At 66.1% G+C, this 22,524-nt stretch carries 15 protein-coding genes; 12 read left to right on the forward strand and 3 right to left on the reverse strand.

Features of this window, described 5'->3' with window-relative positions; genetic code table 11:
• The first annotated feature begins 53 nt into the window (after positions 1-53).
• The 4 genes from recC to AC54T3_RS07925 are packed head-to-tail and all read left to right on the forward strand — an operon-like array spanning position 54 to position 10,113.
• Entirely contained in the window at positions 54-3,908 is a 3,855-nt protein-coding gene (recC, locus tag AC54T3_RS07910) for an exodeoxyribonuclease V subunit gamma (protein ID WP_496623806.1), read from the forward strand.
• A 13-nt stretch (positions 3,909-3,921) separates the two neighbouring features.
• The gene (recB, locus tag AC54T3_RS07915) at positions 3,922-7,638 is read left to right on the forward strand and encodes an exodeoxyribonuclease V subunit beta (RefSeq protein WP_496623808.1); all 3,717 of its coding nucleotides are present in this window, start codon (positions 3,922-3,924) and stop codon (positions 7,636-7,638) included.
• Positions 7,638-9,680, forward strand: coding sequence for an exodeoxyribonuclease V subunit alpha (gene recD, locus AC54T3_RS07920; RefSeq protein ID WP_496623809.1), 2,043 nt, complete (start codon positions 7,638-7,640; stop codon positions 9,678-9,680). The genes recB and recD overlap by 1 nt, the downstream gene beginning before the upstream one ends.
• Before the next feature lie 28 nt (positions 9,681-9,708).
• Entirely contained in the window at positions 9,709-10,113 is a 405-nt protein-coding gene (locus AC54T3_RS07925; RefSeq protein WP_496623810.1) for a universal stress protein, read from the forward strand.
• Here the strand turns inward: AC54T3_RS07925 and AC54T3_RS07930 are convergent.
• Positions 10,110-11,783 (reverse strand): cation:proton antiporter, encoded by a 1,674-nt coding sequence (locus AC54T3_RS07930; RefSeq protein WP_496623812.1) that lies wholly within the window; start codon positions 11,781-11,783, stop codon positions 10,110-10,112. The two genes, AC54T3_RS07925 and AC54T3_RS07930, sit on opposite strands and share 4 nt — an antisense overlap.
• A 13-nt stretch (positions 11,784-11,796) precedes the next feature.
• Between AC54T3_RS07930 and AC54T3_RS07935 the strand changes: the two genes are divergently transcribed.
• The 6 genes from AC54T3_RS07935 (at position 11,797) to AC54T3_RS07960 (ending at position 17,910) form a co-directional block, all read left to right on the forward strand.
• Complete coding sequence (locus AC54T3_RS07935; protein ID WP_496623813.1) at positions 11,797-12,798, forward strand: DMT family transporter; 1,002 nt, start codon at positions 11,797-11,799, stop codon at positions 12,796-12,798.
• A gap of 73 nt (positions 12,799-12,871) precedes the next feature.
• On the forward strand, positions 12,872-13,099 hold the full coding sequence (locus AC54T3_RS07940) for a type II toxin-antitoxin system Phd/YefM family antitoxin (RefSeq protein ID WP_496623814.1): 228 nt from the start codon (positions 12,872-12,874) through the stop codon (positions 13,097-13,099).
• Positions 13,089-13,535, forward strand: a complete 447-nt coding sequence (locus AC54T3_RS07945) for a type II toxin-antitoxin system VapC family toxin (protein WP_496623815.1) — start codon at positions 13,089-13,091, stop codon at positions 13,533-13,535. The genes AC54T3_RS07940 and AC54T3_RS07945 overlap by 11 nt, the downstream gene beginning before the upstream one ends.
• A 68-nt stretch (positions 13,536-13,603) precedes the next feature.
• On the forward strand, positions 13,604-15,184 hold the full coding sequence (locus AC54T3_RS07950; protein WP_496623817.1) for a peptide chain release factor 3: 1,581 nt from the start codon (positions 13,604-13,606) through the stop codon (positions 15,182-15,184).
• 90 nt (positions 15,185-15,274) lie between these two features.
• A complete protein-coding gene (locus tag AC54T3_RS07955) occupies positions 15,275-16,897 on the forward strand; it encodes a methyl-accepting chemotaxis protein (protein WP_496623818.1) in 1,623 nt (540 codons plus the stop codon).
• On the forward strand, positions 16,897-17,910 hold the full coding sequence (locus AC54T3_RS07960) for a phosphoglycerate mutase (protein ID WP_496623819.1): 1,014 nt from the start codon (positions 16,897-16,899) through the stop codon (positions 17,908-17,910). Before AC54T3_RS07955 ends, AC54T3_RS07960 begins: the two co-directional genes overlap by 1 nt.
• A gap of 65 nt (positions 17,911-17,975) precedes the next feature.
• Here AC54T3_RS07960 and AC54T3_RS07965 read toward each other — a convergent pair whose 3' ends face one another.
• Positions 17,976-18,584 (reverse strand): DUF938 domain-containing protein, encoded by a 609-nt coding sequence (locus AC54T3_RS07965; protein WP_496623821.1) that lies wholly within the window; start codon positions 18,582-18,584, stop codon positions 17,976-17,978.
• Positions 18,585-18,754: 170 nt separating this feature from the next.
• Between AC54T3_RS07965 and AC54T3_RS07970 the strand changes: the two genes are divergently transcribed.
• Positions 18,755-19,708, forward strand: a complete 954-nt coding sequence (locus AC54T3_RS07970) for a hypothetical protein (protein WP_496623823.1) — start codon at positions 18,755-18,757, stop codon at positions 19,706-19,708.
• A 2-nt stretch (positions 19,709-19,710) separates the two neighbouring features.
• Positions 19,711-20,295 (forward strand): hypothetical protein, encoded by a 585-nt coding sequence (locus tag AC54T3_RS07975; RefSeq protein WP_496623824.1) that lies wholly within the window; start codon positions 19,711-19,713, stop codon positions 20,293-20,295.
• Here AC54T3_RS07975 and AC54T3_RS07980 read toward each other — a convergent pair.
• On the reverse strand, positions 20,285-22,504 hold the full coding sequence (locus AC54T3_RS07980) for an NAD(+) synthase (RefSeq protein ID WP_496623826.1): 2,220 nt from the start codon (positions 22,502-22,504) through the stop codon (positions 20,285-20,287). The two genes, AC54T3_RS07975 and AC54T3_RS07980, sit on opposite strands and share 11 nt — an antisense overlap.
• Between the last annotated feature and the right edge of the window lie 20 nt (positions 22,505-22,524).

Here is a 22,524-nt window from a genome sequence, read left to right on the forward strand (position 1 = left end):
GCCATGCGGAGCAGGCCGCGTCCTGCGGAAACCCTGGCCATCGGAGCGAGCGGATGGAGCAAAAGACGGATCAAACGAGCGACTGGCCGACGGGCTTCATGCTGATCCAGGCGAACCGGCTGGAGTCCCTGCGCGGGTTGCTCAGCGCCTGGCTTAGGCGGCATCCGCTGCATCCGCTGGAAAACGAGGCCATTCTGGTACAGAGCAACGGCATCGGCCAATGGCTGAAGCTCGCGCTGGCGGCGCTGCCCGCAGATGACCCGGTGGCGAAGGCAGGCTCGGCGTCTGGAACGGCATCCGATGCGGCAGAAGGCGGCTGCGGCATCGCCGCAGCACTGGACATGATGCTGCCCGGGCGCTTCCTGTGGCAGGCCTACCGCGCCGTACTCGGCGACCTGCCGGACGTCTCGGCCTATGACAAGGCGCCACTCGGCTGGCGGCTCTACCGACTGCTGGGCGCTCTGGACGACCTCGCGGACAACAGCGCCGAGCGAGGCTGGCTCGCCCCGCTGCGCGGTTTCCTCGACGCCGATACCCACCACGACGGGCGCGCGCGCCGGCGCCACCAGCTCGCCGAGCGGCTGGCCGATCTCTACGATCAGTATCAGGTCTACCGTGCCGACTGGCTCGCCGCCTGGCAGCAGGGTGAAGATGTGCTGATTCGCCCGAACGGGGAGCGCGTTGCCTTGCCCGAGGACCAGCGCTGGCAATCGCTGTTGTGGCGTCGGCTGAAGCAGGATCTGAGCGGTTCGGGCACAGGTCAAGTCGAGGCCAGCCGCGCCGAGATCCACACCCGCTTCCTGGCGCAGGCCAAGACGCTCACCCCGAACACGCGACCGGAGGAACTGCCGCGCCGGGTCATCGTCTTCGGCATCTCCTCGCTGCCACGCCAGACCATCGAGGTGCTCGAAGCCATCGCCCCGGTCGTCCAGGTCATGCTCCTGGTGAACAACCCGAGTCAACACTATTGGGGTGATATCGTCGAGGGCCGCGAGCTGTTCCGCCGGACCTACCAGCGTAGCGCCGAGCGCAAAGTGCCCGACGGCCTCGATGAAAACACGCTACACCTGCACGGCCATCCGCTGCTCGCGGCCTGGGGCAAGCAGGGGCGCGACTACATCCGCCTGCTCGACGAACACGACGACCGCACGCAGTACGAACAGCACTTCGCGACCCAGAGCCTCAAGATCGATCTGTTCGAGTCCCCGATCGACCCAGACACCGCCGGCACCGCCAGCTTGCTGCAGCAACTGCAGGACGACATCCTGGAATTGCGCACCCTCCAGGAGCGTCGCGATCTGAGAACGGCGATCGACCCGCGCCACGACCGCAGCCTCGCGTTTCAAGTCGCCCACAGCCCTCAGCGCGAGATCGAGATCCTGCAGGACCAGCTGCTCGCGGCCTTCGCTGCCGCCAAGACGTTTGATGACGCGTCCGCGACGACCCCGCTGTCACCGCGCGACATCCTGATCATGGTGCCAGACATCGCCACCTACGCCCCGCACATCGAGGCCGTCTTCGGCCGGCTGGCCCAGGACGACCCGCGCCACATCCCGTTCCACATCGCCGATCAGGGCGAGCGCCAACGCAACCCGCTGCTGATCGGCCTAGAGACCCTACTCAACCTGCCGCAGGCACGACTGTCGACCAGCGACGTGCTGGATCTGCTCGACATCCCGGCCCTGCGCGCGCGCTTCGGGCTGCAGGAGTCAGACCTGCCACGGCTGCGTCAATGGGTCGCCGGTGCGCAGATCCGCTGGGGGCTCGATGCCGCGCAGCGCGCGGGGCTTGGCCTGCCCGCAGGCCTGGAGCAGAACAGTTGGCGCTTCGGTCTCGAGCGCATGCTGCTCGGCTTCGCCACCGGCGACAGCGACCCCTGGCACGAGGTGGAGCCCTACGCCGAGGTTGGTGGACTCGAATCGGTCCTGGTCGGGCGCCTCGATGCCTTGCTGCAGACCCTGGTCCACTACTGGACTCAGCTCCAGCAGCCGCGCTCGGCCAAGGCCTGGGCGGTCCTCATCGCGGGTTTGCTCGAGGACTGCTTCAGCGCCGAGAGCGAGGCCGAGGAGTTGACCCTGGCCAGCTTGCGCGAGGCCCTGGAGCAGTGGCAGCAGGAGGGCGCGCGCGGCGGGCTGGGCGACGAACCGCTGCCGCTAGAGGTGGTGCGCCGCTCGCTGCTGGCGCGGCTCGATGAGCCGACGCTGAGCCAGCGCTTCCTGGATGGTAGCGTGAATTTCGCCACCCTGATGCCGATGCGCGCGATCCCATTCCGCCAGATCTGGCTGCTCGGCATGAACGACGGCGACTACCCGCGCAGCCGCCGTCCGGTCGATTTCGATCTGATGGCCCATGATTATCGCCCCGGCGATCGTTCCCGGCGCGAGGATGATCGCTATCTGTTCCTGGAAGCGCTGCTCTCGGCGCGTGAGCAGTTGGTCATCAGTTGGGTCGGGCGCAGCCTCCGCGACAACAGCCCGCGCCCCCCTTCGGTGCTGGTCGGACAGCTGCGTGATCACCTGGTCGCTGGTTGGCAGCTGGCGGCTGCAGCGAATGCGAGTGCGGCAACGGATACGAATGCAGCAGCGGATACGGCAAAGCAGCGCCACGCGGGTGTAACCAAAGCGGGCGCTATCGATACCTCCGGCCAGGCGCTGGTCACCGCGCTCACCACCGAGCATCCGCTGCAGCCCTTCAGCCGGCGCTACTTCGAGCCCGGACGTGATTCGCGCCTCTTCACCTACGCCCACGAATGGCGTGCGTTGCATCGCGCGCCCGCAGAGCCGGCAGAGCAAACAGACCCGGTGGAGCCGGCAGCAGCTTCCCCGAGCGTTGCCTCTGATGCCAGGCCAAAGGCAGAGATGGACTCCGCTCCGGCATCCCGGCCAGCGCCCAAGCGGGAACAGCCGCCGAGTCTGCCTCCACCCAGCTTTGATGGCCCGATCCAACTGGCCACGCTCGGGCGCTTTCTGCGCCATCCGGTGCGCACCTTCTATACCCAGCGCCTGCAGGCGTCTCTGGAGCGCGAGGTCGAGCAGAGCGCGGATGTCGAGCCCTTCGCCATCGATGCGCTCAGTGGCTGGAGGTTGCGCCAGCAGGTCATCGACGCGGTTGCGCGGCAGTGGGTGCAGACGCCGGAGCGGACGCTCGACGAGGGTCTCGAGCGGGCTATCGGGTGCCTTGCGCGCGCCGGCCAACTGCCGCTGAAGCCCTTCGATGCCCCCTGGGTCGAGCAACTGACGGCGGAGCTGACCGCCCCGCTGGCGCGCTACCAACAGCTGCTCGCGGCGCATCCGCAGTCGCTGCCGAACCAGGTCGTGCGCCTTGAGCAGGCAGGGCTGGTCTTGGAGGATCGCCTGACCGGCCTGCGCGCGGCGGCCGATGGTGAGCGCTTGCGCCTGACCCTGCAGGCCAGTGAGCTGGTCAAGGAGCAACGGCTCAAGTGGTACCATCTGGTGCGCCCCTGGCCCGCGCATCTGGCCGCTCAGTGCGAGGCGCCGACCACCAGCTGGCTGATCGGCCCGGGTAGCATCGTGATCCTGACACCGCTCGCGCCCGATGAGGCGCAAGCGCATCTGCGCGCGTTGCTGCGGGGCTATGTCGAAGGGCTGACTCGGTTGCTGCCGCTGGCCTGCAGGACGGGCTTCGCCGCGCTGGCGAAGGATGCAGGCGATCGGCGTGCGAACCCGGCGGAAACCTATGAAGGGGGCTTCAACCGCAGCGGTGAAAGCGACGACCATCCCGGTTATCGGCGCTATTGGCCCGACTATGCCGCATTGAGCGCCGACCCGGGCTCAGGCTCGGACCCAAGCTCGGGCGCGGGCGCGGGCTCAAACCAAGGCTTTCACTCCCTGATCGAGCAGGTCTACACACCCCTGTTTGCCCATACGCCGACGCTGGAGGAACTCTGACATGGAGGCTGCGATGGACACCACCACGGCTACCGATCAGCCGCTGGAGCCGCTGAACTTTCCGCTGCATGGCAGTCGTCTGATCGAGGCCAGCGCGGGCACCGGCAAGACCTTTACCCTGGCGCTGCTCTACATCCGCTTGGTGCTCGGCCATGGCGATCGGGGCAGGGCGTCGGAGAAGGCGCTGATGCCACCCAACATCCTGGTGGTCACCTTCACCGACGCAGCGACCAAGGAGCTGCGCGAGCGCATCCGCGCGCGCCTAGTCGAAGCCGCCACAGTGTTCGACGAGCCGGCGACGACCGCCCGCTCAGCGACGGAAAACCTCGATCTCAACAGCGTCGTGGATGATGACCCGCTACGGATGCTGCGCGCCGACTATCCGCCCGAGGCCTGGCCCGGCTGTGCGCGACGGCTGCGTCAGGCGGCGGACTGGATGGACGAGGCATCGATCGCCACGATCCATGGCTGGTGTCAGCGCATGCTCCAGGAGCACGCCTTCGCCACCTGCGGGCTGTTCCAGCGCGAGCTGGTCATCGATCAGACGGATCTGATCCTAGAGATCCTTCGTGACTACTGGCGCACGCACTTCTACGCCCTCGATCCCGAGGATGCCCGCCACATCAGTGAGGTCGTCGCCTCGCCCGAGGCGCTGCGGAAGAAGCTCGATGCCTGGCTCAGCCGCCGTGATGCCGGTCTCTGCTACAAGGGCGCGCCATTCAGCTGCGACAGTCTCGCCGAGCCGCTGGCCGCGCATCGCCACTGGCTCGCTCAAGGGCAGGCGAAGGCCACGGTCTCCGAGCCCACGCTGGAGGCCTGCCTGCTCGCTCACGCGCAACGCTGGGTTGCGCGCGAACTGCCGCACCGATTAAACCTTCGCGCCGAGATGGGTTTCGACGAGTTATTGCGCGACCTCGACGCCGCGCTCACGCCTCCCAATCCGACGCCCGCGTCACAGGCCCAAACCAGGGTCCTGGCCACGACCATCCGCCGGCGGTTCCCGGTCGCCCTGATCGACGAGTTCCAAGACACCGACCCGATCCAGTACCGCATCTTCGATGCCGTCTACGAGGTCGCCAAGAACGACCCCGAAACCGCGCTGGTGATGATCGGTGATCCGAAACAGGCTATCTACGGCTTTCGCGGCGCCGATATCCAGACCTATCTGGCCGCGCGTCGTGCCACGGCTGGACGGCATTACACGCTCAAGATCAATTTCCGCTCCACGGATCCCCTCGTCGAGGCCTGCAACCGCTTCTTTGGCCATGCCGAGGGACAGCCGCGCAAGGCGTTTCGCTTCGCGCTCGACACCACCGCCGAGAATCCGATTCCGTACACCAAGATCGATGCCAAGGGCAGACAGGAGCAGCTCCTCATCGATGGCGCTCCGGCCAAGGCGATGACCTTCTGGTGGCTCGACGGCGAGTCGCAGGTGGTCAATCCCGAGGGCTATCGAACCTCCATGGCGGCGGCGGCCGCCGCCGAGATCGCGCGCTGGCTGGAACAGGCGCAGGCGGGCCGAACCGGCTTTCAGGCGCCGGGCAGCTCGACCATTCACCAGCCACTGAAGCCAAAAGACATCGCCATCCTGGTGAAAGACCGCAAGGAGGCCACGGCGATGCGCGAGGCGCTTGCGGCGTTGCGGATCAACAGCGTCTACCTGTCCGACCGCGACTCGGTGTTCGAGACCGAGGAGGCACGCGATCTGCTGCATTGGCTGCGCGCCTGCGCCTCACCGACCGACGAGGGGCTGGTGCGCGCCGCGCTGGCGACCAATACCCTGGCCCTGCCACTGGAGACACTCGCCCACTGGCAGCAGGACGAGCTGCAATGGGAGGCGCGGGTCGAGCGCTTCGGCGAATACCGCCGCCTCTGGCAACGCCAGGGCGTGCTGGCGATGCTGCGCAGGCTGATGCACGAGTATGCGCTGCCTGCCCGCTTGCTGGCTCGTCCCCATGGCGAACGCCTGCTGACCAACCTGCTGCACTTGGCGGAATGGCTGCAGCAGTCGGCCACCGCGCTGGACGGCGAGCAGGCGTTGATCAGGCACCTGTCGGAGCATCTGGACTGCCGTGGCGAGGAGTTCGTCGTCCGGCTCGAGAGCGATGCCGAGCTGATCCAAGTCGTCACCATCCACAAGTCCAAGGGCTTGGAATATCCGCTGGTGCTGCTGCCGTTCATCTGCAGTTGGCGCGAGGTCGATGGCCACATCAAGCAGGTGCCCTATCACGCCACCGCGTCGGGTGGGACGCTCGAGCGCTGGCTCGAGATCGCCGGCAAAAACGCCTTCGGCAAGGCCTGGAAGGCGGCGGACGACGAGCGCCTGAGCGAAGACATGCGCCTGCTCTATGTCGCCGTCACCCGCGCCCGGCATGCGGTCTGGCTTGGCATTGCGCCGCTGAAAAGTGGCAACTCCAAGACCCCGCAGTTGGAAAAATCCGCCATTGGCCACGTGCTGAATGGAGGTAAAAAGCTGGCCTCCGCCGACGCCCTCTGGAGCGCCCTGGAACGGCTCAGGGGCGACTGCGACGCCCTCTGTGTGCGCGCAGCACCGAGCGCGCGCACGCGGGCACTCGCCGCGACGCCCGACACGGCACTGGAACCGGCACGCGTGCCCAAACATGGCCAGTTTCAGCGTTGGTGGATCGCCAGTTACTCGGCGCTGCGCCTGCAAGGGGCTTGGACCCCGCAGGCGCTGCCAGCAGCGACAGAGACCAGCTCGCCGCCAGCGCTGTCCGCCGAGACGGCGGCGCAGGAGACGGCGCTCGAGGAGGCGGATCTTGACCCGCTGTCAGTGCCGGAACCGACTGACCCCTTTAGAACCGAGGCAGAGGCTGCTTCACCTGTCGCTGCAGTAATCGACGCGGCCAACGCAGCTGACGCATCCCGTTCAGTGCTAGAAGACCCGACTCCGCCGCACGCGCTGCATTCGCTACCGCGTGGCAGCCGCTATGGCACCTTCCTGCACGGTCTGCTCGAATGGGCCGCAGCGCAGCAGGGGCTGGACGCCGAGGGCCAACGCCAACGCGGCTATGCCGCCGCAGCCGACGGTGCCCACGTGCGTCGCGACATGCTCGCGCGCCGCTGCAATCTGCGCGGACTCGACGGCTGGATCGATCCGCTCGATCGCTGGCTTGCGCACCTCCTGACGCGCGAGTGGCGCCTGACGGGGCTCGAGGACGCCACCGGGCAGGCACCGCAACTACGGCTGCGGGAACTCGCCCCGCGCCAAACGCAGGTGGAGATGGAGTTCTGGCTCGAGAGCAGCCAGGTCGACACGGCCGCCCTGGACCGCCTGGTCCAGCGCCACTGTTTGCCCGGCCAGGCGCGACCAGCGCTGCGCGCAGACCGCTTGAACGGCCTGCTCAAGGGCTTCATCGACCTAGTGTTCGAGCACGACGGGCGCTATTACGTGCTCGACTGGAAATCCAACTGGCTCGGCCCGGACGATAGCGCTTATACGGCCCAGGCGATGCGCACGGCCATGCTCGTGCATCGCTACGATCTGCAATACAGCCTCTATCTGCTCGCGCTGCACCGACAACTGCGCACGCGCCTGCCTGGTTATGACTACGCGCGCGACATCGGCGGCGCGATCTACGTCTTCCTGCGCGGTAGCGGCGCGACGACCCAGGGGCTGTTCACCGACAAGCCGCCCAGGGCGTTGATCGAGAGCCTCGATCGGCTCTTTGCCGGCGTGCCCCTGAGCGCGATTCCGGAGTGTGCCTGATGTCGACGACGCTCACGAACACCACCGACGGTTTGTTCCAGACCCTGCAGCACTGGGTCGAGGCCGACGCCCTGCGCGCCCTGGATCTGTCGCTGACGCGCTTCATCGCCACGCACAGCGGCGAGACCGATGAGGCCGTGCTGCTCGGCGTGGCGCTGACCAGCGAGCGCCATCGGCATGGCCACGTCTGCCTCGACCTGCAGGGCGCCCTGCGCGAGCCGGCGGCGCTGCTCGGACGCGTGCGCGACGATCAGGAACTCGCTGCGCAGGTGCGCGAGGCGCTCAACGCATGCTTGCGGGCGCTCGAGCTGTCGGACTGGGTCGCGCGCCTAGCCCGCAGTGCAGCGGTCAGCGACTGGCTCGGTGGCCAGTGTGACGACGGCGCCTCGCCGCTGGTCCTCGCCGGCAGCGAGGCGCGGCCATTGCTCTACCTGCGCCGCTATTGGCAGGACGAGAACCGCATCCGCGACGGCATCCGCGCACGCCTCCGCCAGCCGATCGTTGTCGACCAAGATAGCCTAAAAGCGCAACTGGATTCCCTCTTTGGGCCTGAGCCCGAGTCGAAACCTGAGTCCGAGCAGCGCGCCGAGCCGGACTGGCAGCGCATCGCCTGTGCCCGCGCCGCGTCGCGCGCCTTTTTTATCATCACCGGTGGCCCCGGCACCGGTAAGACCACCACCGTGGTCCGGCTGCTGGCGTTGCTGCAGGGGCTGACCGTGGCGGACGGCAACCCGCCGCTGCGGATCGAGTTGGCCGCACCGACCGGCAAGGCGGCAGCGCGGCTCAACGAGTCCATCGCCGATCAGGTCGACAAACTCAGCGGCCATCAGGCGCCCGCAGGCAGCATCCCGACCCGCGTCAAGACCTTGCACCGGCTGCTCGGCACCCTGCCGGACAGCCGTCGCTTCCGCCACCATGGCGCCAATCCGTTGCCAGCCGATGTGGTCGTGGTCGATGAGGCCTCCATGGTCGATATCGAACTCATGGCGCGATTGCTCGAGGCGCTGCGACCAGATGCGCGCCTGATCCTGCTCGGCGACAAGGACCAGCTCAGCTCGGTGGAAGCGGGCGCGGTGCTCGGCGACCTGTGCCAACGCGCACTCGGTGAGCACGACCGGGCAGGGGACCTCGGCCAGGCCGTGGTGATGCTGCAGAAGAGCTTCCGCTTCAATCCGCAGGGCGGCATCGGCGCGCTTGCCAGGCTCGTCAACAGCGCGGGCGACACCCCGACTCAACCCCGGCTGGAGCAGACGTTAGCGCTGTTCGAGCGGGAGGCAACCCGGCAAGACTCGAACGACGGTGTCATCGTCCTAAGGCGGCTGAGCGAGACCAGTGATCAGGCTTTCAGGGCGTTGATCATCGCGGGCTACGGGGCTGAGGGCAGCGCGTTGGCCAAGATGCGTCGGGCGCCGACAGGATCGGTGGATCAGGACGCGCTCAACGCGTGGGCAAAACAACTGCTGGAAGCGCAAAAGCGGTTTCAACTGCTCACGCCGCTGCGCCAGGGCGCTTGGGGCGTGGAAGGTCTCAACCGGCGCATCATCGAGCTACTGCGGGAGCAGGGGCTGCTCGGTGCCGGCGGTGGCGGCCCTGCATTCCAGCCGCGACAGTGGTTCGCGGGGCGCCCTGTGCTGATCACGCGCAACGATTACGGGCTGAACCTGATGAACGGGGACATTGGGCTGACCCTGCGGGTGCCCGCCGACACGACAGCGACGGGCGCGGCTGGGACGAGGCCGGTGCTGCGCGTCGCCTTCCCGACCGCCGAAGGCGGCGTGCGCTGGGTGCTGCCGAGCCGCTTGCAGGCGGTGGAGACGGTCTTCGCGATGACCGTGCATAAGTCCCAGGGCTCGGAATTCGAGCACACGGCACTGATGCTGCCGGATAAGCCGAATCCCGTGCTCACACGGGAGCTGCTCTACACCGCGATCACGCGCGCCAAAGCACGCTTCACGCTGCTCTATAGTCAGGAGGCGGTGCTCGGGGAGGCGCTGACAGGACGCGTTCAACGCGTCAGCGGGCTGCAAGAGACGTGGCTCTAGGGCTGGCTAGGGCTGGCTGCAGGTTGGCTTGCACAGAGCCCAGGGAGCCTGCACCGCGCTCGGCGAGCCGATCCTGCGCGGCGGCATGATCGCCACGCCCGCCGAGACCAGGATCGATGCCTACATCGAGGCCGAGCGCCGCCGCCATGGCCAGGCGCTGGAACGGGCGCTGACGGATCTCGAGGCGCGCGCTGGAGCCGAGGCCATGCACTGGCTGAAACCTGTACGGCATCTGCCGAAGGGCTCGCCGCGCGAGGAGTTGCCCGCGCTCGCGGCGCGCATCGATGCCGACATCCTGGTGCTCGGCACGCTGGGGCGCAGCGGCGTCTCTGGGCTGTTGATCGGTAATACCGCCGAGGCCGTGCTGCAACGTCTCGACTGCGCGGTGTTGGCGGTGAAGCCTGCGGGCTTCGTCAGCCCGATCGCCGCCTAACGCCCCTCTGCGGTGCGTTTGCGCTGGATGTCGATGATGTTGTCGGCGGCGAAATCGACCGCGTCGCGGAACGGGTAGAGGATGATCGGCGCGCCGGCCCGCCAGAGCTTGGCGCCCCGCGCCTCGTCGCGCGCCACCACAGCGATCTCGCCGGTGAAGTGCCGCTCCGCCAGCGCCTGCATCAGCATCCGATTCGAGTCGACATCCGGCAGGGTGCTGATGACCCACTGCAGCCCGTCCAGTGGCAGGATGTCGAGAAAGGCTGGGTCATGGCCATCGCCAAAGCAGACCGGCATCCCGTCTTGCGTGAGCTGGCGCACGAGGTCAGGGTCACAGTCGACGCCGAGCACGCGGAGATCCGCAGCGCTCAAGCGCTTCGCCATGCGCAACCCGTAGCGACCAAGACCGAGCACCAGCACCTGTGGGTGCAAATCCGTCGCGATCTGGGCTTCGGCCGCGATCTCGCGGAAGGGTGTGCGCCGCTCGAAGACCCCAAGCACCGGTGTTAGCAACCGGTACAGCGGCTGCGAGTACAGGATCATGTAGGTCGACAGCGTAATGGTGATGATGCCGACCAGGGTCGTCACCCCAAGCGCCTCGACGCCGATGTGGCCGAGGCCGATGCCCATGGCGATGAAGACGATCGAGAACTCGCTGATCTGCGCCACGGTCAGCCCGGCCAGGAAGCCGGTGCGCTTGCGGTAGCCCATCACGCCCATAATGACCATGACGATCAACGGATTGCCGATCAGCACGAAGAGCGAGAGCAGGATCGCCGGGAAGACCTCGGCGCCCAAGGTCGAGAAGTCGAGTTCGGCCCCGAGATCGACGAAGAAGAACAGCAACAGGAAATCGCGGATGCCGCTGAGGCGCGCGCTGATCGCCTCGCGGTAGACGGTGGAGGCGAGCGAGAAACCGGCCAGGAAGGCGCCGGCCTCCTTGGAAAAGCCGACCCATTCGCCGAGTGCCGCCAGCCCGGTGCCCCAGGCGATGGCAAAGATCAGCAGCAGCTCCTGCGAGCGCGCCATGCTGCGCAGCAGGGGCGGGATCAGATAGCGCATGAGCACGAACATCAGCAGCGCCGCGCCGAGGATGCGGGCTGAGAGCGAGACCGCGATCTCCCAGGCCGACGCGTCGCCGCCGGCGCCGAGCGCGCTCATCGCCATCATCGCCACCACCACGGCGATGTCCTGCACGATCAGGAAGCCGATCGCGATGCGGCCGTGCAAGGCGTCGAGTTCGCCCTTGTCGGAGAGCAGCTTGACGATGATGATGGTGCTGGAGAAGGTCAGCGCCACAGCGATATAGAACGCCTCGACCAGATCCTTGCCGAGCGCCAGGATGAGCAGAAAGCCGAAGACGATGGTGAAGGCGAGCTGGCCCAGGCCGGTGGCCAGCGCCACCTTGCCGATGTCGCGCACGCGCGTGAGGTCGAGCTTGAGCCCAACCACGAACAGCAGCACCGAGACGCCGATCTGTGCCAGCACGCTGATCTGATCGTGCGATTTCACTAGTTCGAGCCCGGCGGGCCCGACCGCGATACCAATGATGATGTAGGCGATGAGGACCGGCTGGCGCAGCCGCACCGCGAGCGCGCCAGCCGCCGCCGCGAGGACCAACAGCAGCGCCAGCTCGGCGAAGGGATCGAGGATTGGTAGGCTAATCGGCATGGATTCACGAATCATGAGAGCCAGTCAATACACTAACATGAGTGGCGATGCGGGCAACGGTGCGGGCAGCAGTACGGGCAATGGTACGGTTAGCGATCGGGGCGGGGGCGACGGGGGCGGCCGCAGGCCGTTTCCGATCCCGATCTGGCTGCTGGCGGCATTGCCGCCGTTGTTCTGGTCCGGCAACTTCGTGCTGGCGCGGGCGCTGCACGCGGACATCCCGCCGCTGGCGCTCTCGTTCTGGCGCTGGGTTGGCGCGCTGCTGATCCTGCTGCCGTTCACCTGGCATGGGCTCTGGCGGCAACGCCAGCTGCTGGCCCAGCATTGGCCGCTGCTGGCACTGCTCGCGGTGCTCGGCATCACCAACTACAACACCATGGCCTATTTGGGGCTGCAGCACACCACCGCGACCAACGCGGTGCTGCTGAACTCGGTGGTACCGGTGCTGATTATCGGGCTCTCGTTCCTGCTGCTGCGCTTGCCGGTGCGCGGGGCTCAGCTTGGCGGCATTCTGCTCTCGCTGTTCGGCGTGTTCATCATCGCCACCGAGGGTCGCCCGCAGACACTGTTGAGCTTATCGCTGAATCGGGGCGATCTCTGGGTGCTGGCTGCGGGCCTCGACTGGGCGTTGTACTCGGTCTGTTTGCGCTGGCGTCCGCAGGGGCTGGCGCCGGAGACCTTCCTCGCCGCCATCGTGCTGATCGGGCTGCCACCCTTGGCTGGGCTCTATGTCTGGGAATTGTCTAGCGGACAGGGGTTCGCGCTCGATGCCGTTAATCTGGGGGCGATCGGTTATGTCGCATTGTTCCCGTCGGTGCTCGCGTATCTGTTCTGGAACCGCGCCATCGCCGAGATGGGGCCGAATCGTACCGGTCACTACCTGCACCTGATGCCGGCCTTCGGCACGCTGCTCGCGGTACTGCTGATCGGTGAGCAGCTGCATGGGTTTCATCTGCTCGGTGGTGTGCTGATCGCCGGCGGTATCCTGCTGGCGACCTGGCCCAAGCCGCCCTGAGGGCGCGCGGGCATTGCACGCGATGCGAGATTGTGCTGCACTTCGACAATGTGTAGCACAACGAGGCGAAGGGATGAAGGAGTTGAATGTTCGTGAGATGCGAGCCGCGATTGGCCGACTTGATGAACTGGTCGACACGGCCGGCGAGTTGCTGGTCAACCGACGTGGCCGGCCGATTGCTAGGATCTTGCCAGTCGCCGGAACGCGACCACGTCCGGATCATGCCGATTTGCGAGCGCGCATGCTGCGGCTGTCGACGTCTTCAGCAGCGCTGATTCGCGCGGAGCGCGATGAACGCTGACGCTAACGGGCGCACTTATCTGGACACCAGCGCCTTGGCGAAGTGGTATTTCAACGAGGAGGGCTCGGAAGACTTCGTCAGCTACCTGCAAGGCCTCGATGTCGCCGTGGTCAGCAGCCTAACGCGAACCGAAGTGCGCTCGATGCTGGCGCGCCGCCGGCGTATGGGCGAGTTGAGTCACGAGCTGGAGTCCGTTGTTTATGCGGCCTTTCTCAACGACATTGCGCAGGGTTGGCTGCAGCTCTGCCCGGTTGAGGATGCTCGCTTCGATGAGGCGGCGAACCTGATTGCTCGCTATCCAGAGCATCCACTGCGCACCTTGGATGCCTTGCATCTCGCGATCGCGCTTCAGGCTCGGGCCGCTGGACTCGCGACAGCCGATTCGGTGATGGCGGAAACGGCGACATCGCTGGGCTTTGAAGTCGTCAGGTTCTGATGCCGCCGCAGCCAAGCCTCGGTTACACTAGAGGGTTCTCCACGCGCCAACCCAGGCAATCCGAGATCATGTCCCAGCTGGAAGAACAGATCGCCCATCGGCGCACCTTTGCGATCATCTCGCATCCGGACGCCGGCAAGACCACCCTGACCGAGAAACTGCTGCTGTTCGGCGGCGCTATCCAGCTCGCCGGCACCGTCAAGGGCCGCAAATCGGCGCGCCACGCGACCTCCGACTGGATGGAGCTGGAGAAGCAGCGCGGCATCTCGGTGACCTCATCGGTGATGCAGTTCCCTTACCAGGAGTCGATCGTCAACCTGCTCGATACCCCGGGCCATGGCGACTTCTCCGAGGACACCTATCGCACCCTGACCGCAGTCGACTCGGCGCTGATGGTGATCGATGTGGCCAAGGGCGTCGAGGAGCGCACCATCAAGCTGATGGATGTGTGCCGGCTGCGCACCACGCCGATCCTCACCTTCGTCAACAAGCTCGATCGCGAGGGCCGCGACGCGATCGAGGTGCTCGATGAGATCGAGCAGGTGCTCCAGATCCAATGCGCGCCGGTGACCTGGCCGATCGGCATGGGCAAGCGTTTCAAGGGCGTCTACGATCTGCGCCATGACCGTACCCACCTGTTCAGCGCCACCCATGGCGGGCACATTCAAACCGGTGAGGTGATCGAGGGGCTCAATAACCCGCGCATGAACGCGCTGCTCGGCGATCAGGCCGATGAACTGCGCGGCGAGCTGGAATTGGTACAGGGGGCGAGTCACCCGCTGAATCTGGATGATTATCTGGCCGGCAAGCAGACACCGGTCTTCTTCGGCTCGGCGATCAATAATTTCGGCGTCAAGGAGCTGCTCGACGCCTTTGTCGAGTATGCGCCGCCGCCGCGTCCGCGCCCGACGCGTGAGCGTCCCGTCGAGCCGCAGGAGTCCAAATTCACCGGCTTCGTTTTCAAGATCCAAGCGAACATGGACCCGGCGCATCGCGATCGCGTCGCCTTCCTGCGCGTCTGCTCGGGCAGCTACAAGAAGGGCATGAAGATGCGCCATGTGCGCATCGGCAAGTCGGTGCAGGTGGCCAATGCCATCACCTTCCAGGCCGACGAACGGCGTCAGGTCGAGGAGGCCTGGCCGGGCGATATCATCGGTCTGCACAACCACGGCACCATCCAGATCGGCGATACCTTCAGCGAGGGCGAGGATCTCAAGTACGAGGGCGTGCCCTATTTCGCCCCGGAGCTGTTCCGGCGCGTGGTGCTCAAGGATCCGCTCAAGCTCAAGGCCCTGCAGAAGGGCGTGCTGCAGCTGTGCGAGGAGGGCGCGACCCAGGTCTTCCGGCCGTTGAGGAACAACGACATCATCCTCGGCGCGGTTGGCGTGCTGCAGTTCGAGGTCGCCGCCTATCGGCTCAAGGGCGAGTATGGGGTTGAGGCCGTGGTCGAGGCGGTGGGCGTGAACACCGCGCGCTGGGTCGAGTGCGATGACCCGAAGATGCTCGCGCGCTTCAAGGAGAAGGCCTACGAAAACCTAGCGCTGGACGGCGATGAACAGCTGGTCTATCTGGCGCCCACCCGGGTCAATCTGGATCTGACCCAGGAACGTTGGCCGGACATCCGCTTCAATGCCATCCGCGAACTCTGACAAGAGCGAGGTTACAAGGACAGGGTTGAGCAAGCATCGATTCCGGCCAAACAGGTGGGCTTCAGCACCATGAAAGATAGAGTCTCGGCCATGTTCTCCACGTTGACTATCGGCCATAAATTAGCCGTCTCCTTTGCCCTGGTCCTGGTGATCCTGCTGGTGGTGGCCGCCATTGGCTGGACCGGCCTGAGCCTCATGGGCACAACCCAAGAGCGGGTGGCGGAGACCTATGAACAGGCCATCTTCCAGGTGCAAAAGGAGGTTGATCACCTGGTTTGGGTGAACGATCTGGCCAACGTCTTCGTCTTGGGCTCCGACTTTCAGGGGCAACTGGACCATACCCGGTGTGATTTCGGGCGGTGGTACTACGGCTTTCGTGGCAGCGATGCCTATGCGCAGGCGCCGGCGGATTTCCGCCGCACCTTCGATGCCATCGAACCGCCCCATCAGGCGCTCCATCAGAGCGCCATTCGCATCTTGCGCGCTGTGGAAGACGGCAACCGGCAACAGGGGCTGGCGATCTACCAAAGCGAGTCCCTGGGCTATCTGGAAACCCTCCGTGCGTTGCTGAATAACCTGGGTGTCCAGCTCGCCGAACAGCGCGACGCGGTGATGACCCAGGCCGAGCGCACCGCCTTGGTCGCCACCACCACCATGATCTTGGCCGCCTTGCTGGCGGTGGCCCTGGCCGGGCTGCTGGGGTGGTTGCTCACCCGCGCCATCGTCACCCCGTTGAAGAGCACCACCAGCCATCTGCGCTCCATCGCCGAAGGCGAGGGCGATCTGACCCAACGCTTGCCGATTCACAGTCGCGACGAGGTAGCGGATCTGTCCGCCGCCTTCAACGGATTTGCCGAGCGCGTGCATGGTCTTGTCAAGCAGGTGGTGGAGGCATCCGGGCTACTGGCGGCGGCCGCCGAGAGGCTCGCGGTCACCAGTGGCGAGACACGCCAACAGGTGCATACGCAGCAGTTGGAGGTGGAGCAGGTGGTCACCGCCATGCACGAGATGGCGACCACGGTGCAGGAGGTGGCGAACAATGCGGCGGAGACGGCCAGCGCCACCGACGCCACCGATGATCAGTCCAAGGCCGGCACCGAGGAGGTCGAGCGGACCATCGAGAGCATCCAGTCCCTGGCGCAGCAGGTGGAAGACTCCGCCGAGATCATCAGCACGCTGTCGGCGGACAGCGATGAGATCGGCAAGATTTTGGAGGTGATTCGTGGCATTGCCGAGCAGACCAATCTGCTGGCCCTGAATGCGACGATTGAAGCAGCGCGAGCCGGTGAGCAGGGTCGGGGCTTTGCCGTGGTGGCGGATGAAGTGCGGACCCTGGCCGCCCGCACCCAAGACGCCACCAACGAGGTGCGAGACATGATCGAACGCCTGCAGTCCAGTGCCGCCAAAGCGGTCGAGTCCATGGGCGCGGGGCGCGACAAGGCGCGCGGCGGCGTCGAGCAGGCGGCCCGAGCGGGCGAATCGCTGCAGGTGATCAGTCGTTCCATCGGCACCATCAACGCCATGAGCACACGCATCGCCGGTGCCGCCGAGCAGCAGTCGACGGTGGCGATGAAGGTCAATCGCAACGTGGAAAACATCAGCGATGAGGTCAAGCAAACGGCTTCTGGTGCCGATCAAATCGCCGCCACCAGCGAGACGCTCTCCGCGCTTGCCGCCGACCTGCAGAGTCGCGTGAGTCGTTTCAAGGTCTGATGACAGGTGAACTGACCGTCCTCGCGCCCGGCCTGCTGGGGCCAGTGCCCCTGCCGCCGGAGCAGGCGCCGCGCACCCCCGCGCTCGATCTTTTGTTGCGGCGCGGCCAGCCCCGGCACGCGCCACATGCCGGGAGCACTCATACCAGCCTGACGGCCTGCTTGCTCGAGCGTTTCGGCGCGGCCGCGAGCGCGCCCTATGCCCGCGCCGCCGATGATCCGAACTGGAACCCTGAGGGCTATGTGCTGCATGCCGATCCGGTCCACCTGCGCCCGGATCGCGACCAACTGCGCTTGTTCGATGCGCGCCATCTCGGCATCAGTCGGGATGAGGCGGCGGCGCTCGCGCACGCAGTGAACGCGCATCTGGCCGCTGACGGGTTGCGGCTGGTGGCGCCGGTGGCCTCGCGCTGGTATCTGGAACTGACCGAGCGACCGCAGCTCGAAACCAGCCCGCTGGAGGCGGTGATCGGCCGCCACATCGATGGCTTCTTGCCGACCGGGGCCGATGCCCGACGGTGGGCCGCGCTGATGACCGAGGTGCAGATGCTGCTGTTCCAGTCGCCGGTGAATCGCGCGCGCGAGGCGCGCGGCCGACCAGCGGTGAATGCGCTCTGGCTCTCGGGCGGTGGCGAGTGGCGAGCGTTGGCGCCCCCGCCGGGGCTCGCCAAGGTCTGTGCCGATCAGCCGCTCGCGCGTGGATTGGCGATGGCCAGTGGGCTTGAGGTGATGGGGCGCGATGGCTTCCGCGCCGAGCCGGGGTTGCTGCTGGTCGAGGCCGAGATGGCCGATGGCATGCTCGATGCCGATGAGCTGAGCTGGCGCGGCGCCGTGGTTGGCGTCGAGGCGCGGGTAGCGCTGGCGCTGCGGTCACTGCGCGCGGGCGAACTCGATGGGTTGACGCTGGATCTCTGCGATGGGCGCCGATGGCATTTGACCCGCCACCGTTTGCGCCGGTTCTGGCAGCGATCGCGAGCACTCGCCGAGCGGCTTGATCAGCCGCCAGCGCGCTAGGGGCCGGCTCGCAGAAGCGGGCGACTAAGGGGCTGGCGTGCGAGAGGTTATGCGCCAGGAACGGGTCAGGGCTGTCGCCGCCACACCAGGGTGCGATTGTTGACCGGCATCGCGATGTCGGCCTCGAGCGCGAGTCCGACCGCGCGGGCGAAGCCTTCCAGGTCACGCAGATCGCGCACACCGCTCAGCGGGTCGTTCCTGCGCAGCATTTGGTCGAAGCGAACATTGCTCTCGCTGTTGTGGCGGCCATCGACGCTGAAGGGACCATAGAGTAAGAACAGCCCGTCGCTCGGCAGCAGGGCGCCAACGCCGTGGAACAGGCGTTCGACCTGCGCGAGCGACATGATGTGCGCGGTGTTGGCACTGTAGATCGCGTCATAATCGGCGTGGCTGAAGGCGTCGCTCCAATCGGCGTCGACATCGAACGCGATGGGGGCGGGCAAGTTCGCTAGCCCGGCCTCCTCGATCCAGCGCCGGACACCGGGCAGATGCTCGGGCACATCGGTGCATTGCCAGCGCAGATGCGGCATCGCGGTGGCGAAGTGAACCCCATGCTGACCGGTTCCACTGCCGATCTCGAGCACCGAGCGTGCCGATGCCAGCCGTGGGGCGATCACCTCGAGGATCGGTTGCTGATTCTCTTGGCTCGAGGGGGAAAAAGGCTTGTCCATCATGCGTTCGTTGGCCTGTCTGCGTCGTCGGTGGCTCGGGTCGGGGCGGGCGCTGTTCGGGGTGAGAGTTGCGGCCAGGGGGTCGGCTTCGCAACCGCGCGCGGCACGCTGATGCGATCCGCGCGGATCAGCTATCATGCAACTCCATCCCCTATCCCTGCTGCGAGACCGCGATGCGTGGAGCCTTCCCGAGCATAGTGCTGATCGGTGCCGTTTTGCTGGCGGCTTGCGCCGGGAGCGGTTCGCGCGAGGCCGAGAGGGACGCATTGGAGGTGCCTGGCAGGATCGGGCCTGATCGTGCCCCGGACTCTAGTGCGTCAGTCACCTTCGAGGTTGGCGGCCCGGAACGCGAGTGGGACGAGCAACAGCCGAGCCTGGTCGATGACCGTCTTAGCTTCGAGGCTGGCGTCCTCTATGCCATGGCCTATATACCCTCGCCCAGCGGTGTCGAGACCGAGCGCGCGAACAGCTTGGCGGAACTCTACGGGGATGCGCGCCCTGGCTATGCGCTCTATACATTCATCCTCGGTGGCCCGGTCGGCGCCCAAACGGCGGTCGATGATGCCGATACCTATTCCGAATTGTTGCGGGTGATCGAGACCTACGTCGCGAATGATGAGAGCGCCGAGGCCGACACGGGCTTCGGGCGGCATGGTTTTCTGGTCCAGGTCGATGCGGCGCGGACCGATGGCGCCCTTGCCGAGCGGGTGCAACCTGGACTCTCACGGCAGATACAAAGTGCGTTGGCAATGCAGCTTCGCATGCAGGGTCAGTTCGAGCTGGCCGAACGGCTCGACCGCTCGTACGGCCCCTTTCTGGTCACCAGTCTGCGGCCGGCCCTGTTCCCGATGTCGGCGCGGACACCGCTGCTCGTCGTCGATCCGCAGGAGATCGGGCCTGAGTACATGTATTCGCTGATCGATGCCTATGATCGGCCCATTCCTGGCGATCTCTCCGGTCGTCCCGGGAGCTTGGCGGCGATTGAGCGTCGTTTGCGCGGGATGTTTCCGAATCCACAGCGCGATCGTGGTGCCGCGCCGCCACCGTTTGGCGATTGGATTTGGTTGATCGGTGACGCGGGTGAACAGGGCGGCATGGCCGAAGCGGCAATTTCAGGGGAGGGTTGATCGTGGGCGGACGTCTCAGTGGTTTGCTTCGGTTCCTGATCGGTATCCTGCTCCTGCAGGCAGCCACGGCATTGCTGACCTATACCGCGTTGATGACCGATCTCGAGCAGACGATCTATTTGTTTGCGGGCCTGGCCGCCCTGCTTGGCTTCCTGGTCGCGCTCTGGTTCGATTCCGTGCTTGGCACGGTGCGCGAGCAAACGCTGTCGAAGCAGAATAAGCGGCACACGCGCGAGCGCGAGAAGCTGCGCATGCAAGCCGAGCGCGAGAGGGCGAAACTGGCTGCGAGCAAACACAAGCACTCCAGCGGTGCCAAGCTGCGCACCGGCGTTGCGGTCGGCGGCGTGGTCGGGATCGGCGTGGCGATGATGTTCGCTCAGTTCCTGACCCTGGGGCTGCTCACGATCGCAACCGCCGGCGGTGCGGCGGCCGGCTATGGCGTGCGCGTCCGCCAGGAAAAACGCCTGCGCATCCGCGATGCGACCTTGAACAATGAGCGGCTGATTGCCTCCTCAGCCGACGATCTACCGGCGCTCGAGGATGAGTCGCCGGCGTCGCGCCGGCGCGGGAAAAAGCCTAGTGCTTAGGTGTACCGGTGTCTGGTACCTTCTCGCGCAATTCTTGCAGCCAGATCGCGGCCTCGGCATCGCTTGGCGCGCGCCAATCACCACGCGGCGAGAGTGAGCCGCCGGAGCCGACCTTAGGGCCGTTCGGCAGACAGCTGCGCTTGAACTGGCTGAGCTGGAAGAAGCGGAACAGGAACAGCTCGAGCCAGCGCTTGATCTCGGGCAGATCGTATTCGTGGCGACGCGTCTCGGGCAGATTCTCAGGCCAAAGGCCTTGGGTCTTGTCATGCCAGGCGTGCCAGGCGAGAAACGCCACCTTGCTCGGCCGTAGTCCGTAGCGGCTGATCCAATAGGTGTTGAAGTCCTGAAGCTCGTAAGGGCCGATCTTGGCTTCCGTGCTTTGCAGGCCGCTTGCCGTGGCTCCGACCGAATGAGACCCGCCTTCAGTGCGGTCTATTGCTTCGTTTGTTGCGGCTGCTGCTTCGGCCTCTGCTACGGATTGGGCTCCGGTCATCGCAGTTGCCGCATTGGCATTGCCAATCGCCGCATTGGAGCCGTTATTTGCTCCGTTAGCATCGGTTGGCACCAACTCGGGCGAGATCTCGGTGTCGAGGATCGCTTGCAGGATGGCGTTGGTGGTGCCATCGAATTGGTCGCTGGCGATGACCCAGCGGATCAGGTATTGGATCAGCGTCTTGGGCACCGAGGCGTTAACGTTGTAATGCGACATCTGGTCGCCGACGCCGTAGGTGGACCAGCCGAGCGCGATCTCGGAGAGATCGCCGGTGCCGAGCACGAGGCCGCTGTGGCGGTTGGCGAGCCGGAACAGATGCGAGGTCCGTTCGCCGGCCTGGACGTTCTCGAAGGTGACGTCATAGACCAGCTCGCCTGCGGCGAATGGATGGCCGATGTCCTTGAGCATCTGGGTGCAGGAGGGGCGGATGTCGATCTCCTCGGCCTGGGTGCCGAGCGCCTGCATCAGCGCTAGCGCATTGGCGCGGGTCTCGCTGCTGGTGGCGAAGCCCGGCATGGTGTAGGCAAGGATGTTGGTGCGCGGAAGCCCGAGCCGGTCCATGGTGCGGGCCGCGACCAAGAGTGCCTGGGTCGAATCGAGCCCGCCGGAGATGCCAATCACGATGCGCTCGATGCCGGTGGCCTGCAGTCGTTTCGCCAGCCCGTGGACCTGGATGTTGTAGGCCTCATAGCACTGCGCATCACGCTCCGCGCTGTCGGCTGGCACGTAGGGGAAACGCTCGATTGCGCGCTGCAAGCCGAGATCGCCAGTCGGTAGCTCGGGGCTGAAGCGCACCCGCCGCATGCGTTCTAGCCGCTCGCGGTGCACGCGGATGCTGTCGCTGAAGCTGGTGACTCGCAGCCGCTCTTGTTGTAGCCGCTCCAAATCGATGTCGGCCGTGATCATCTGCGCGCTGCTGGGGAAGCGCTCGGACTCGGCGAGGAGCCGATCCTGCTCGAAGATCACCGCATGGCCGTCCCAGGCCAGATCGGTGGTCGATTCGCCCGGCCCGGCCGCCGAATAGAGATAGGCGGCGAGGCACTTGCCGGATTGGGCGGCGCAGAGATCATTGCGATAGGCGGCCTTGCCGATGGTGATGTTGCTGGCCGAGAGGTTCAGCAACACCGTCGCGCCGGCCAGCGCGGCATAGGTGCTGGGGGGAATCGGCGCCCAGAGATCCTCGCACAGTTCCATGTGGATGATCAGGCCGGGCAGGGTGCTGGCCTCGAACAGCAGGTCGGTGCCGATCGGGATGTCTTGGCCGAGTAGCTCGACCTCGCGCGCGAGCAGCGCATCGGCGGCAGCGAACTGGCGTTTTTCGTAGAACTCGCGATAGCTCGGCAGATAAGACTTGGGCGTGACGCCAAGGATACGGCCGGCGTGGATAGCGACCGCACAGTTGAATAGGCGTCCATCTAGGCGCAACGGCAGACCCACCGCGATCAGCGGCCGCAGCGCGCGGCTGGCCTCGACGACCTGCGCGAGTGCCGCGAGCGCCGCGTCGAGCAGCGTTTGCTGATGAAAGAGATCGTCGTTACTGTAGGCGGTGAGCCCTAGCTCCGGAAACAGGGCGATCAGCGCGCCGGCCTCATCGGCGCGACGGGCGAGCGCGATGGTCGCCTCAGCGTTAGCGGGCGGGTTGGCGATACGCACCTCGGGCACGCAGACCGCCGCCCTGACTAAGCCTTGCTGGTAGAGGTTGAAGAAGTCGCTCAATGCGTCAGCTCTCTGGCGAG

This window comes from Halochromatium sp. NSM3 (assembly GCF_059621085.1).